This window comes from Streptococcus marmotae, assembly GCF_001623565.1.
GTDB lineage: Bacteria > Bacillota > Bacilli > Lactobacillales > Streptococcaceae > Streptococcus > Streptococcus marmotae.
In genome coordinates, this window is the sequence record NZ_CP015196.1 from 1,034,154 (window position 1) to 1,048,065 (window position 13,912).

The following is a 13,912-nucleotide window of genomic DNA, read 5'->3' on the forward strand; positions in this document are numbered from 1 at the left end:
CAATGGATATTAAAGCAGAAGTCATCGAAATTATTGATGAATTATTTATGGAAGATGTGTCAGATATGATGGATGAGGACTTGTTTGATGCAGGTGTCTTGGATAGTATGGGAACCGTTGAATTGATTGTCGAGATTGAAGCTCGCTTTGATATTCGTGTCCCAGTATCTGAATTTGGCCGTGATGATTGGAATACGGCAAACAAGATTATCGACGGCATTACGGAGTTACGAAATGCTTAAACGCTTATGGCTCATTTTAGGCCCGGTCTTTTGTGCAGCCTTGCTGGTTGTCTTGTTATTGGTTTTTTATCCGACCCATCTTCGTCACAATTTTGAGCTTGAAAAACGCTCGGCAGTCACCCTAACGGCTCGGAGTTTCAAAGGACGGACCCAGAAAGTCCGTGCCTTGACGGATCCTGACCACCGCTTTGTTCCTTTTTTTGGCTCCAGCGAATGGCTGCGTTTTGATAGCATGCATCCGTCTGTTTTAGCTGAAAAATATGACCGTCCTTATCGTCCTTATTTGTTGGGACAACGTGGCGCGGCCTCTTTGAACCAATACTTTGGGATGCAACAAATGTTGCCAGAATTGGAAGGTAAGACGGTTGTCTATGTTATATCTCCTCAGTGGTTTACCAAGAAAGGCTATGACTCTAGTGCCTTTCAGCAGTATTTTAATAGCGACCAGTTGACGAGTTTTTTGAGCCAGCAAGCAGGAGATGAGGCGGCGCAACATGCGGCTGAACGCATCTTGCAGCTCTATCCCAATGTGACGATGGCAGATATTGTCAAAAAAGTAGTACAAAAAGAGACCTTATCGTCTTCAGAAAAACAGTTTATTAGTTTGATGGCACGCTTTCATAAACGTCAAGATTATTTCTTTAGTAGTTTAACTTCTGAAAATACTGGGAATTTTGAGCAAAAAGTGCTACCAGAGCTTAACCAACTGCCAGATCAATTTTCTTATGAAGAGTTGGAAAAGGTTGCCATTCAAGAGGCAAGAGGATGCACCAAGTCTAATGACTTAGGGATTGATGATCGTTTTTATAAACATCGATTAAAAAAAGATATCAAGAAATTAAAAGGATCACAAAAAAAATTATCCTATATCCAATCGCCAGAATACAATGACTTGCAGCTGGTCTTGCAACTCTTTGCTCAATCAAAAATGAAGGTCCTCTTTGTCATTCCGCCGGTCAATGAAAAGTGGATGGCTTACACGGGACTGCGTGAGGAGATGTACCAACAGACGGTTGCAAAAATCAAGTACCAACTGGAGAGTCAGGGGTTTACGAATATTGCTGATTTTTCAACAGATGGAGGAAAAACCTATTTCATGGAAGATACCATTCACATAGGTTGGCTTGGTTGGTTAGAATTTGACAAGGTAGTGGATCCTTTTATTACAAGTTCTGAACCTGCTCCCAGCTATCAGCTGAATCCAGCCTTCTTCAGTAAAGAATGGGCAGATTATGATGGAGATGTGACGAACTTTTCGACAAAATAATTATTCGCAAGAAGAAAAAATAAAAAATCAGTCAAGGTCAAGCAAGGCAGGGCCTTGATTTTTGGTAAGATGATAGGATGAAATTGGAGGAATCAGATGATTAAAGGTTCGTGTCTGTGTGGGAAAGTGAGTTATGAGGCGACAGAATTGACCGCTCCCATCGTGTTTTGCCATTGTTCCTTTTGTAGGAAGGCTTCTTCTACAGCCTTTTCGACTAATGCTTTGGTAGATTTGGCTAGTTTTCAACTGCTATCTGGCCAAGAAGCACTGGTAACCTACGAATCCTCACCAGGGAAGATTCGTTATTATTGCAAGCATTGCCATAGCCAAATCTATCACACAAAAACAGACGTGCCAGGCCAGCTGACCTTGAAGTTGGGAACGATTGATAGGTGTGACCAAGATTTAGATAAGTTGGAGCGCAAGCATATCCATCATGAGCAAAGGTTGCCCTGGTTGGCGGATGATAGCAAGCATACCTAACGGTATCTAATGCTCATAAAAAATTAAGATTTGACGTCGTTCACTCACCTTGCTTCGACAGTCTAGTGGACTGTTGAAGGTTGGGAATAAGGATTATGAATCCTCAGCGTAACCTCCCTTACCCCTGTGGTTTTTAGGACACAAGCTACGCTAGTTTTATCTATCACTTTCCACAATTCTCAATTGCAAGGGGCGAGCTGCACCCTTTCTATTTCCAGCCTTCCACAATTCTCAATTGTGGAAGCTAGTCAGATTTTGATTTTTATAGAGTCTTAGTTGACGAATAGATGTTTAGCTGAATGATGAAAAATAACGAGGTCAAATTCCTGACCTCGTTATTAGTTTAGTCCACATAAGCGGTTGATTGGTTGTTAAGCCAGCTATAAAGCAGTCCGATGACTAGTCCACCACCGACATAGTTTCCAAGACCTGAGAAGAGAAAATTAGAAAGGACAGAGAGAAGATTCATACCTTCCACCGTTCCACCTGTTGAGAAGAAGGCGAGAGAGAAGGTTGAGAAGTTGGCGATAACGTGTTCAAAGCCAAGGAAGGCAAAGATAAAGATAATGAAAATGACGGCAATCGCTTTTCCAGCATCATCCTTCATCTTTAGAAAGACAAAGACGGCGATATTGACCACCATATTGGCGAAAATTCCCTCGACAAATTGAGTGAGCGGTGTTTTGGCAAGCTTGGCAATGGTACCTTGCACTAGATAGCTATCCATAGCCACATGCCCAATGGAATATGGAGCAGTTTGCGCTAGTAAGAAGCAGACGATGACCGCACCAACAAAGTTAAAGAAGATACAGGTTGCTAGAATCTTTAGAGCGGTTTTGGTTGGAATGACCTTGCGATAAATAGCCACCGTCATATACATCATATTCGATGTGCCGAGCTCTGCATTCATATAAAGAATCATGAGGAGCCCCCAGCCAAACATGAGACCATAGCTAAATTTCCCGAGACCTGCTGCCACATGTTCTAGCTTGTCAGCTGTGTAAAGCGCAATGGCAATCCCAAGTGCCAGATAGACACTCGCAAAAATAGAGCGAAGGGCATATGCCCAATAGTTGCTTTCAATCAAGTCAGCTTTCTTCTTGATACTTTTATCAATTGTATACATCAATGTTTGACCTTGTCCTGCCACAATAAGTACCTACTTCTTTTTTATTTGATATATTTATCACAAATTATACTATACCAAAAAATTGGGCAAAATGTAAGGGTTTTTATAAAGAAAATACAGCTTGCAAATCACTCTGTTTTAGGTCTAATAAAAAACAAGTAATAATAGGAGGGATGATATGAAAAAAAGAGAAATTTTTGACCAAGTGGTCAAGATAATGCGGACTGATTCAGCGACTAAAAAGGATATCATTGGGGCAGATCCAGAAATGTATCGTCAGAAGATATCAGACGACATGTCAGAAGAGGAGTTTCTGTATCACATGCATTGTTACCTTGCAAGTTTTGGCATTCTTTCCCATGTGTCCTTCTTCAAGAAGAATCGCAAAGCACTCGCAGTTCGTCTTAAGCGCCAAGGAGATATGCTCTATGTAGTGGAAGCAGATCCTGCGACCAATCTTCAAAAAGGAGATAAGATTATTGCACTTGACGGTTGCGATATTTCAACTCTGTACCAAGAACATCGAGCCTATTTTACGAGTCCTACTGAGGAACGCCAAGCACAGGAATGGAAATATTTTGTCCATAAGGCTGACAGACTCACAGTAATAAGGGCAAATCGGAAAGAGGAGATTCAACTGCAAGAAGTGGAGCAGGCGACGGAAGACAGTTTTGAAGTGAAGCAGTTACAGCCTGATCTTGTCTACCTTAAAATGGAGAATTTTTGGAATGAGGAAAAAATAGGAGCCCTTTACCAAGAAGCAGCTCCCTTACTAGAACAAGCTACCTACCTCATCATTGATGTCCGTGTCAATCATGGAGGCTCAGATTCTCTCTACTTCCCCTTAATCAAATACGCTTTACCAGAAGGGACCAGTCTTGCAGAAATTGATTTATCAGGATCAGGTATGGAAGTTCTCTACACAGAGAGAAATGTTGATTTGCGTTTAGCTCTATTTCAAGAAGATTTGAAAGATGAGCATTTATCAGAAGAAAGTCGCCAGTTCTTGCTGGAGTTTATTGACGAATTACAGACTAATCGTGGCAAGGGTTATGTTGTTCATAAGGAGGATGACTCCGATAGAGAGTATTTTGCTGGGATTGTAGGTACTGCTAAGTCAGAGAAAATTTTTGTATTATCAGATGTAGAGTGTGGTTCCTCTGGAGATAATTTTGTTCAGATAATGAAAGAGTTGCCTAAGGTGATGGTACTTGGTAGACCGACTATGGGTATTTTGGATTACTCTAATTGCTGCTTCGTAGATTTTGATGACTACCAATTCATGTTTCCAACCTCACGTGATCTTGATCTTGATTTGGGAAAAGGCATGACAGATAAGGGGGTAGAACCAGATGTATTCGTTCCCTGGACTCCTGAACACTTAGAGCGTGATGTGGACTTGGAAGAATGTTTGAACTTGTGTGTAACATAATAAAAAGACTAAGAGTCTTGGTACCTTCAAGTTGCCAAGATTCTTAGTCTTTTGTAAATGGATTAAGTCTTGTTCCGATACTCACGCGCTGCCGGTGGTTGATAGCTTGCAATAAAGTGTTCGATTTGTTCTAAATCATCTGAGAAGAGTGTTTTTTCTCGATCTTCTAATGTCAAAAATCCTGCGCTAACCATGTTATCAAAGAATTGTTCCAAGGCCTGATAGTAGCCTGCAATAGTAAAGAGGATGCAGGGTTTGTCGTTTTTTCCAATCCTTGCCCATGAGATAACTTCGCTGATTTCTTCTAAAGTACCAGGGCCACCAGGCAGTGCGATAAACGCGTCCGCCTCTTGTATCAAGGCCAATTTACGTTCAGACATGGTTTCAACTGTCCGTAGTTCTGAGAGATGAGGATGGGCGAGTTCACGATCTTTGAGAAATTCTGGAATGATACCAATGACTTGCCCACCGTGTGCTAGGACCGTATCTGCAATCAAGCCCATGAGTCCAGTATTGCCACCGCCGTAGACCAACGTATGGCCACTTTCTGCAATCCATTTGCCAAGGGCAATCGTTCCTTCTTGATAGCTTGGATTTTCTCCTAAACTTGCTCCACAGTAAACGGTTATATTCATTGTCCTTTAAACCTTTCTTCTAACTTTTCCTTATGGCTTGTCATGATGCCCTCAAGCGAAATCTGGTAGATATCTGCGATAATAAACAGATTATCTAAGACATCGCCTAGTTCCTCACGGATGTGGAGGAGATTTTCTTTCTGGTTGCTAATGGGTTCATCGGGGCGATCCCGTCCAATCTCCATTTTCCGAATCGCCTGTGCTAGCTCTCCTACCTCTTCACAGAGAAAATTAGCCCGAATAAAAGGATTGTAGGCATACCAACCACGCTCTTTGTAAAAACGACTGACCCAATCTTGGTAGTTACGAATGTCCATGTTTGTCTCCTAATGATACTTTTTAGTATTATAGCAGTTTCTCGAAGGTTTGACTAGGATTGATAGTTTTTATAGTTTAAAGAAGCAAATAGAAAATAAGTTGAGAAAGGCTTATAGCAGTCAAAATAATCTGTTCAAAGTAAGAACCTATATTCACAAAAGATGTTAAACTAAAGGTATGACACGAAAAGCATATGGTACTGATTTAACCAATCAAGAATAGGGAAAACTTGAACCTTGTTTCTCAAATCACCGTACCTATAAATGGTCTAAACAAACTCGTGAATGCGACTTTGTACATCACCAAAACGAGCTGTCAATGGCGTATACTCTCCCATGACTTGCCTCCAATCTATGCCATCATTGATTCTCAAAGCGTGAAAACAACAGATGTCGCAAAGGAGCGTGGCATTGATGATGGTAAAAAAGTCAAAGGAAAAAAACGCATATCGTTATTGATACCATGGGGAATTTCCTGGATGTTGTGATTCGTGTAGCCAATCTTCATGGACCGACCTCAGGGATATTATAAAGTGATAGCTCAAGAGTTCCAATGTCCAGTAGATATTTTTGAAGAAATTAACGGAAGCTGGCACATCATTCCCCTACGCTAGGTTATTGGCGGACTTTCTCTTGGTTGAATTACTCTAGACGATTGGCTAAGGATGTTGAAAAATCAGTATCTTCAGAGGTCGCTTTTGTGTAATTATGACACATTAGTCGGATTTTAAGTATCTTATGATGTTGTGAATATAGGTTTTAATAGTCTGCAAGTTTCCGAAAAGGATGATTTTTGTTCATCATTTTGATGTGAGGTATTTTTTATACAATAGATTCAAAATGAAACACAATTTAATAATATATTAAAAATTGTTTTATTTTAAAAAAATCGTTCCAAATAAAAACAATCAAAATATTTAACATCTTAATATTATGATAGTCTCATGCTAATATAGATTTTGTAAAAACGTTTACAAAAAATAAAAACTGTCCTATATACAGGAACAAAAAGGAGAATACTATGACATTACAAATGATTCTTGCTCTCAGTATTTTGGTGTTGATGATTGTCATGATTATGTCTGACAAGTTTGCATTTGGAGCTCCGCCAATTTTTGCCTGCTTGCTATTGGTTGCGACAGGACTATCTACTGTTCAAGAAGCCTTTGCTGGTTTTATAAATCCTAGCGTTGTTATGGTTGCAGGGTTTATGGTAGTAATGGCAGCGTTGATGAAAACAAGTTTCATTGCTAAAGTGCAGACAACGATGACTAGCTTAGTAAATAAGGGTGGATATAAGAGTTATATTCTACTGCTCGTTGTTGTTATGCTTGGAGCGAGTCTAGCTGGTATGGGGTCGACAGGCTACTATGTTTTGATTCTATCTTTAGTATCAACAATTCCTTACAATAAGAATTTACCCACTTCTAAGTTGATGATGCCTCTTGGATTTGCGACTAACCATCCAATCGTGCCAATCAATGTAGCACTAACATATGGTCTGACAGTAGGTGTCCTTGAAACAGCAGGCTTTTTAGAAGGTGTTCCAATGGTGAGATTTGCGATTGTTCATTTTATTCTGTCGCTTGCTTTCCTAGCTTGGAGTATTATTGCTTACAAATTATTACCAGACCACGAGATTACTGACACAGACGAATCTATTAGTGGTCCAGAAATTGCTGTAACAATGATGAACCCAATTCAAGAAAAAATTACAATTGTAATGTTTGTTATCAGCGTTGTTGGTATGATGTTAATGAATCAATTAGGGAATTTGGCATATGTAATCCCTGGTCTTGCTGCTGCTGTTATTTTATTTGTAGGTGCATTGGATTTTCGTTCCGTACGAGATAATATGGGAGCACCTGTTATTCTGATGATGGCTGGAGTTATAGGTGTAGCAGATGCTTTAGGAAACACTGGTTTTACTGCTTTGGTTGGAGATTGGGTAGCGAATGCGATTGGTACAAGTCTCCCTCCGTTTCTTCTTATCTTGTTGTTTGTTTTCTTGACTAGTACAAGTGCTACCTTTACAGGTTCAAACATGGGGTCAGTATTTATCTTTGCTCCTATTGCTATTGCGACCTGTATGAGTCTTGGGCTCAGCCCTCTTGCCGCTGCTGTAGCGGTTACTATTTCAGGTTGGAATGGTGGTTATATGCCAGTTGATGGTATGCCAGCTATGATTCTAGGTATGGGAAATTATAAACTGCCTGAATTTTGGAAGTACTCGGTTCCAATGTATTTAATCCGAATTATTGCCCTTACCGCTGGCTCAGTAATCATGTTTCCACTTTAAAATATAAAAAGTTGTTGTTGCATTGTTCAAAAAATTGGACAGTAAATCATAAAAAGGATTCAGTTCTGTATTATGCAGGACCGAATCCTTTTTATGATTTATGTGCCTTTAAGCTAAGTATCGCTCCGTAAGGTGCGATGCAAATAAACCACCCGCTACGCGGGTGCGCATCAGATGTTATGCAAAAAATCTCTAAAGGCGATACTCATATGGCACTCAGGCACATAGTTTATCACATACAAAGTGGATGTGTTCTATCACATTGTGTTTACTCCTAAATATAGACAAAAAATAATATAGAAGTAGTTTAGAGGAGATATTTCGCTGATTATGCAGTTAAATTATAGAAGAATATCTGCTGCCAGATTATGTTCATATGCTAGTGAGCATTCCACTACGGGTAAGTGTATCAAGTTTCATGGGATATTTAACAGTTAAAAGTGCCTTAATGATGTTTGATAAACACGCCAATTTAAAATATAAATTTGAGAATCGTCATTTTACTAGAAAAATCAGACAAAAAATTAAAATATTTCCAGTTAATACCCAACGCCCTTTGACGGAGTCAGGGCGTTGGGTATACGCGTAAAACGCTCTATTAAAGAGGCAGTGAACTATTCTTCGCTAGCCTTATTTCTAAACTTTCACAATTCTCAATTGTGAAAGCTAGTCAATATGTGGGATATTAACAGTCCAGTAGACTGTTAATACTTGAGCCTAGAAATTAGAAAGCGAAATTAACAAAATTGATTTCTACGAAATCACGATTGAGTCCTACTCCCCATGATTTGCAGAATAAAAAAACGAAGATATTCAGATATATGGTGTAGGATTTCTTACTGATAAAGCGAGGATGTTATTTGCTTAATTATATTTTATATATCTCCATAATGTTGTTCTGCTGATGCCCAGTTGCTTAGCTGTTTTTGTTTGATTTCCCTTATTTTGCTCTAAAGTCGCAAGGATAATATCTCTACTATAGTCAAAAAGTGTCTTTTCTTCAATCAAATGAGGTATGATAGGTATCTCCGATTGAATCATAGTCAATGAATTGATATGACGGCGCTCTTCTTGTAAGAGTTCGGAAACTTGATGCTCAGAAATATAGTATGATTGAGTGCTAAGAACTAATTTTGTAATGACTCGTTCAAGTTGAGAGAGATTTTCAGACCAATGGAAATTTTGTAGACGTTCCAGCGCTTCAGGTTCTAATCCAATTACTTGAGAGTTACATTCAATTTTAATCTTATTTAGAAAAAGAGTTATGATGCTAGTGAATTCATTATGCCGTTCAGCTAGTGATGGTGAGTAAAGACTGGCACAATTAAGTTCACTTACAATGTGTTCAAAAATTCCGAACGGATCTCCTTTGATTTTGGTATTGTAGGTCATCAGAAGATTGTTGTGTCTAAGAAAATTGCTATCTTTAATAAATTGTATCAATTGCTGGCAGATAGGGATATTTAGCTTATCTATATGTGTTAAAAGTAAAGTGTTATCAGCTTCAAGTAATAAACCATTATTATTATTTGATAGATATTTCCAAAGACGTTCATTTAATTGGTGGCAGTCGATACTGATTAGATTCTGCTTATGCTGTTTCATTTGTAAAAAGGCGGAATAGGCTAGGCTGGTTTTTGCGGTTCCGCTTTCTCCAAAAATTAGCATTGTATTATAATGTTTTAGGAGATTCTTCGTCAACTCTCTATTTTTTTCTTGTATGAATGAGGTTGATAGTAATTTTTTTGAAATAGCTTCTTCGGCTTCTTTTTGAGAAATGAAATGAACACCGAATCGTTTCCCTGTGATAGGTGGTGTATTGACTTTGATATCACAGTGCCAATATGAATTATTATCGGTATAGAAACTATGTACTTTAATTTGATAAGTCTGTCCCTTATGTGTATGATAAAACTGGTTTTGTTTTTCTAGATTTTTTTTGCTGAGAAGTAGTTTGATAGATTTTTGCAGGCTTGCTTCTACATTTGAAATAATTACATCACCTTGTTGCGAAAGAATTAAAACTTGTTGCGATTGATTTTGTATAATCTGATGTAGTAGATAATTATCCTTTTTTATTGTATTGAGATATTTTACAAATGTAATTGCTTGTTGATAAGCATTTGTTATACTTTCGACACCAGAAGTAATAAGTAGGGTATTCATTGATTTTTTGAGTGCAGTCTGGTTAGTAATTGCATCACAGAGAACTAAATCAAAATGTTCTCGTTTAAGGTCGTCTAGTACTAAGTCAGCTTGTTCTGGACTTTCCAAGGTTATAATTTTGATATTATATTGCAAAACATCACAAATAAGGTGTGCGGTTTTAGTGATACTTGAGTAAGCAACAATGGCGATATGTTGAGTATAGTTATTTGCTAGTTTGATTGCACTCAAAATGTCATAAATAGAGATGGAAACATCAAAGACTGGGATACTAGCTACCTCTTGAATCATGCTCGCAGTCCCTCCTCTAGAAATAATGGCATCGTAATCCTTATGAGCAAGTGATTGAGCTAATTGCTGACCTTCCGATAAGTCGGCGGTATAGATGTCTATTGCAATCTCTTCAAAATCTTTTGCAGTAATAAACATTGAGTGGTTTAACTCTTCGTAGGGAGCGATTCCTAATAATCTAATTTGTTTCATTTGCATCCTCTTTGTTTCATTTATAGACAATTTTACAACATTTTGTTTTAGCTGTCCAATAAAAACAAAGTGTTTCAAAAAGAAACCGTTATTTTTGTTCTATTCTTTAGTAATGCAGCTAATTAGTATAGAATATGTATTATAAAAATATCTGGGAGGTACAAGGAATGGTAAGGTTATTGGTTTTAGCCGATGATTTTACAGGGGCCCTAGATACAGGAGTTCAGTTTTCGAACTTGGGTGTTACGACCCAAGTGACTACAGACATTCAAATTGATTTAGAACAGGTTGATGTAGATGTATTAGTTATTGATACTGAAAGCCGTCATTTATCATTTGAGGCTTCCTATCAGGTGGTTACAAGAATTGCTACTAGAGTAAAAGAACTAGAGATTCCGTACTTCTATAAGAAAGTTGATTCGGCATTGCGTGGGAATATTAGCAGCGAAATTCAAGCAATTTTAGATGTTTATACAGATAGAACAATTGCGTTTGTTCCAGCATATCCGGCTATTGGTAGAACTGTTTCATCTGGTTGTTTATACATTGATGGAATTCCAGTTTCTGAGAGCATTTTTGCTGATGATCCGTATGAGCCAGTGATTGAAAGTAATATCAGAAAACGACTGCAAATAGAGGCTAATATTCACGCTACATTATTTACTGGTAGAAATAGTCAACTTGGAAGTCGGTTAATCATTTTTGATGCGAAAACTGAAGAAGATATGTCTGAAATTGGCCTAAAATTAGCCAAATTCAAGCAATTATCCGTCACGGTAGGCTGTGCCGGTTTTGCTAAAGTATTGGCGGAGACTATTTTTGAAACGAATGAAAGACCAAATGTGTCTCTAACAAAGCCACTAGTTGTGATATGTGGGTCGGTTAATCAGGTTACACAAAATCAAGTACTATTTGCCCAGCAAAAGGGATTCAAGCGATATTCCCTAGTTCGTGAACAATTATTAAATGATGATTATTGGACTACATCTAAGGGTATATCAGATATTAGCGGTTATCTGCGAGAACTAGAAGCAGATAAGCTGGCTATATTTGAAACATTTGGCGCAGTAAATACCTTTTATGATACTGATAAAGCCGCTGATATAAGATTTAAAATAGGGCAGTCTTTGGGTCAGTTAACGGAGAGGTTGTTGGAGAATGGAGTAGAGAGAACTTTTCTATTTACAGGAGGAGATACGCTTTACCAGTCAATGCAAGTGCTGGGAATATCACACGTTATTCCGCTTATAGAAATTAGTCCAGGTATCGTTTTATCTGAGTTGGTCTGGAAGGAATGTAGGGTTCCTGTCATCACTAAGTCTGGTGGATTTGGTTATAAAGAATTATTTGTAGATATTGTCGAGACAGTTCAAGTCGAGAAGGAGAAAAGATGTTAGTAGATTATAGTTTAAAAATGCCTAAAAATGTTTTTGCAGGAGAGAATGCCTTGGAACAACTTGAGACACTTATTCCTCAAAATGTAAAAAAAGTAGCTATTTTTACAGATAAGGGAATATTAAGTGTTGGATTAGTTGATAGAGTAGCGGAAATGTTGGATAAAAGACAATTGTCTTATTGTATTTTATCGGAGATACCTGCTGAACCGAGTTGTCAGCAAGCACAAGATGTTGTTGATATATTTAAAAAAACAGAGTCAAATTTTATTATTGCCGTAGGTGGTGGAAGCGTTATGGATGTTGCTAAGTTAGCATCTGTCTTAGCAACAGATGTCTATACGGTGAAAGACTTACTTATAGATCCTCTTATCGCTACAAAACAAGTGCCTTCTCTAATGATTCCGACAACTGCCGGTACAGGTTCAGAAGCCACTCCCAATAGTATTGTAGGTGTTCCTGAAAAAGGTTTAAAGGTTGGTATTGTAAATCCAGAGATGATTGCAGATTATGTGATTTTAGATGCTCGATTGATTAAGAATCTACCCATTAAAATTGCAGCTGCAACAGGTGTTGATGCCATGTGTCATGCTATTGAATGTTTTACATCTAATAAGCGTAATCCATTTAGTAATACCTTTGCCCTAGAAGCTTTTGATCTTATTTTTAATAATATTATTGAAGCTTGCACCAATCCGGAAGCGCTAGAGGCGAAGTCAAAGATGTTACTGGGTTCTTTTTATGCAGGTGTGGCAATAACAGCGTCAGGTACTACAGGAATTCATGCTTTGTCATATCCTTTGGGGGGAAAATATCACATTGCTCACGGGGTATCGAATGCAATTTTATTGATGCCTGTTATGCGTTTCAATGAGCCGGTTATTAAACCGTATTTTGCACAAGCTTATGATCGAGTGGTAAGAGATAGGGAAACTAATCTATCTATAGAAGAAAAATCTGAATATATTTTGAATGAACTTGGGCGTATTGTAAAAGTACTAGATATTCCGACAAGTCTAAAGGAATTTAATGTTCCAATAGAGGACTTAGATGACTTGGTAGAAGCTGGTATGCAGGTTGAACGCCTCCTAGTTAATAATATGCGTAAAATTACAGCAGAGGATGCTAGAGCGATTTATAAAGAAGTGTTATGAGGAGTGTATAAATGTTAGAAGTGAAAGGAATTATTGCCCCTATCATCACCCCTATGTATGATGATGAAAGTATTAATTTTGATGAATTTCGTAATCAGATTGATCGTTTAATTGCTAGTGGTATTCACGGAATTTTTGTTTTTGGTACAAATGGGGAGTCATATATTTTATCAGAAAATGAAAAATTACAAGTTATACAGGTAGCTGTTGAACATACAGCAGGACGTGTACCTGTGTATGTTGGTACAGGCTTGAATGGGACTAGAGGGACTATTCGTTTTTCGAAGAAAGTTGAAGAACTAGGAGTAGATGCGCTCTCCATTATTACTCCTTCATTTGCTGTAGCATCTCAAGATGAGTTGTATGAACATTTTAAATTGGTAGCAGAAGCTGTTGATTTACCAATCATTCTGTATAATATTCCAGCTCGAACTGGAAATATGCTTGCTCCGGAAACAGTAGGAAAACTGAGTGAGATTTCAAATATTGTAGGTATTAAAGATTCAAGTGGAAATTTTGATACAATTCTTCAGTATATTGAGCATACCCGAAACAATGAACAATTTGTGGTTCTCTCAGGAAATGATTCGCTGATTTTGTGGACATTACTGGCAGGTGGAGCAGGAGCTATTGCTGCATGTTCTAATGTATATCCTCTAACAATGGTACAGATATATGAACAGTTCATTGCTGGAGATATTCAAACGTCTCGCCAATATCAAGATAGTATCCGCTCTTTTAGAAATTGTTTCCGATTTGGCAATCCTAACACGATAGTCAAATATGCTGTAGCGGAGTTAGGCTATCCAGTTGGTAAGGCGAGAGCGCCTTTTAATCATCTATCAGAAGAAGGTTTTGAGGCACTACGTGAAGTTATTGCTGAAAATAAGAATCAAGGAATGCAGTAGGGA

At 38.1% G+C, this 13,912-nt stretch carries 12 protein-coding genes and 1 pseudogene; 9 read left to right on the forward strand and 4 right to left on the reverse strand.

The window, feature by feature from the left end:
* Positions 1-2 precede the first annotated feature (2 nt).
* The 3 genes from dltC (at position 3) to A4H00_RS05385 (ending at position 1,992) form a co-directional block, all read left to right on the forward strand.
* Positions 3-242: a D-alanine--poly(phosphoribitol) ligase subunit DltC gene (gene dltC, locus A4H00_RS05375; protein WP_067087969.1), complete on the forward strand. Its 240-nt coding sequence runs from the start codon at positions 3-5 to the stop codon at positions 240-242.
* Positions 235-1,509, forward strand: coding sequence for a D-alanyl-lipoteichoic acid biosynthesis protein DltD (gene dltD / locus A4H00_RS05380; protein ID WP_067087971.1), 1,275 nt, complete (start codon positions 235-237; stop codon positions 1,507-1,509). Before dltC ends, dltD begins: the two co-directional genes overlap by 8 nt.
* Before the next feature lie 96 nt (positions 1,510-1,605).
* A complete protein-coding gene (locus A4H00_RS05385; protein ID WP_067087973.1) occupies positions 1,606-1,992 on the forward strand; it encodes a GFA family protein in 387 nt (128 codons plus the stop codon).
* Between the two features lie 343 nt (positions 1,993-2,335).
* Here the strand turns inward: A4H00_RS05385 and A4H00_RS05390 are convergent, their stop codons facing one another.
* Positions 2,336-3,118, reverse strand: coding sequence for a formate/nitrite transporter family protein (locus tag A4H00_RS05390; RefSeq protein WP_067091503.1), 783 nt, complete (start codon positions 3,116-3,118; stop codon positions 2,336-2,338).
* Positions 3,119-3,299: 181 nt separating this feature from the next.
* On the opposite strand from A4H00_RS05390, the gene A4H00_RS05395 reads away from it, so the two are divergent.
* On the forward strand, positions 3,300-4,553 hold the full coding sequence (locus tag A4H00_RS05395) for a S41 family peptidase (RefSeq protein WP_067087975.1): 1,254 nt from the start codon (positions 3,300-3,302) through the stop codon (positions 4,551-4,553).
* 62 nt (positions 4,554-4,615) lie between these two features.
* Here the strand turns inward: A4H00_RS05395 and A4H00_RS05400 are convergent, their stop codons facing one another.
* Together A4H00_RS05400 and A4H00_RS05405 are read right to left on the reverse strand one after the other, a co-directional pair.
* Complete coding sequence (locus tag A4H00_RS05400; RefSeq protein WP_067087977.1) at positions 4,616-5,188, reverse strand: LOG family protein; 573 nt, start codon at positions 5,186-5,188, stop codon at positions 4,616-4,618.
* Positions 5,185-5,505 carry a MazG nucleotide pyrophosphohydrolase domain-containing protein gene (locus A4H00_RS05405; protein ID WP_067087979.1) on the reverse strand — a complete coding sequence of 107 codons (321 nt, stop codon included), beginning with the start codon at positions 5,503-5,505 and terminating at the stop codon, positions 5,185-5,187. Before A4H00_RS05405 ends, A4H00_RS05400 begins: the two co-directional genes overlap by 4 nt.
* A gap of 1,021 nt (positions 5,506-6,526) precedes the next feature.
* Here A4H00_RS05405 and A4H00_RS05410 point away from each other — a divergent pair.
* Both A4H00_RS05410 and tnpA read left to right on the forward strand, forming a co-directional pair.
* Positions 6,527-7,804: an SLC13 family permease gene (locus tag A4H00_RS05410; protein WP_067087980.1), complete on the forward strand. Its 1,278-nt coding sequence runs from the start codon at positions 6,527-6,529 to the stop codon at positions 7,802-7,804.
* Positions 7,805-8,051: 247 nt separating this feature from the next.
* Positions 8,052-8,306, forward strand: a pseudogene (gene tnpA / locus A4H00_RS11460) (IS200/IS605 family transposase); the annotation flags it as partial.
* Between the two features lie 362 nt (positions 8,307-8,668).
* Here the strand turns inward: tnpA and A4H00_RS05415 are convergent.
* The gene (locus A4H00_RS05415) at positions 8,669-10,453 is read right to left on the reverse strand and encodes a sigma-54-dependent Fis family transcriptional regulator (protein ID WP_067087982.1); all 1,785 of its coding nucleotides are present in this window, start codon (positions 10,451-10,453) and stop codon (positions 8,669-8,671) included.
* Positions 10,454-10,620: 167 nt separating this feature from the next.
* Here A4H00_RS05415 and A4H00_RS05420 point away from each other — a divergent pair, with 167 nt between their 5' ends.
* From A4H00_RS05420 to dapA, 3 genes are read left to right on the forward strand one after another with little or no spacing between them, the layout of a single operon-like run.
* Positions 10,621-11,850, forward strand: a complete 1,230-nt coding sequence (locus A4H00_RS05420) for a four-carbon acid sugar kinase family protein (RefSeq protein WP_067087984.1) — start codon at positions 10,621-10,623, stop codon at positions 11,848-11,850.
* Entirely contained in the window at positions 11,844-13,001 is a 1,158-nt protein-coding gene (locus A4H00_RS05425) for an iron-containing alcohol dehydrogenase (protein ID WP_067087986.1), read from the forward strand. The genes A4H00_RS05420 and A4H00_RS05425 overlap by 7 nt, the downstream gene beginning before the upstream one ends.
* An 11-nt stretch (positions 13,002-13,012) precedes the next feature.
* Entirely contained in the window at positions 13,013-13,909 is an 897-nt protein-coding gene (dapA, locus tag A4H00_RS05430) for a 4-hydroxy-tetrahydrodipicolinate synthase (RefSeq protein ID WP_067087988.1), read from the forward strand.
* The last annotated feature ends 3 nt before the right edge of the window (positions 13,910-13,912 follow it).

Bases quoted from the DNA above. Each gene is read 5' to 3' on its own strand.
- A4H00_RS05400 (WP_067087977.1), bottom strand. From the start codon at position 5,188: ATGAATATAACCGTTTACTGTGGAGCAAGTTTAGGAGAAAATCCAAGC.
- A4H00_RS05425 (WP_067087986.1), top strand. From the start codon at position 11,844: ATGTTAGTAGATTATAGTTTAAAAATGCCTAAAAATGTTTTTGCAGGA.
- A4H00_RS05410 (WP_067087980.1), top strand. From the start codon at position 6,527: ATGACATTACAAATGATTCTTGCTCTCAGTATTTTGGTGTTGATGATT.
- A4H00_RS05415 (WP_067087982.1), bottom strand. From the start codon at position 10,453: ATGAAACAAATTAGATTATTAGGAATCGCTCCCTACGAAGAGTTAAAC.
- A4H00_RS05395 (WP_067087975.1), top strand. From the start codon at position 3,300: ATGAAAAAAAGAGAAATTTTTGACCAAGTGGTCAAGATAATGCGGACT.
- dltC (WP_067087969.1), top strand. From the start codon at position 3: ATGGATATTAAAGCAGAAGTCATCGAAATTATTGATGAATTATTTATG.
- A4H00_RS05390 (WP_067091503.1), bottom strand. From the start codon at position 3,118: ATGTATACAATTGATAAAAGTATCAAGAAGAAAGCTGACTTGATTGAA.
- A4H00_RS05385 (WP_067087973.1), top strand. From the start codon at position 1,606: ATGATTAAAGGTTCGTGTCTGTGTGGGAAAGTGAGTTATGAGGCGACA.
- dltD (WP_067087971.1), top strand. From the start codon at position 235: ATGCTTAAACGCTTATGGCTCATTTTAGGCCCGGTCTTTTGTGCAGCC.
- A4H00_RS05420 (WP_067087984.1), top strand. From the start codon at position 10,621: ATGGTAAGGTTATTGGTTTTAGCCGATGATTTTACAGGGGCCCTAGAT.
- dapA (WP_067087988.1), top strand. From the start codon at position 13,013: ATGTTAGAAGTGAAAGGAATTATTGCCCCTATCATCACCCCTATGTAT.
- A4H00_RS05405 (WP_067087979.1), bottom strand. From the start codon at position 5,505: ATGGACATTCGTAACTACCAAGATTGGGTCAGTCGTTTTTACAAAGAG.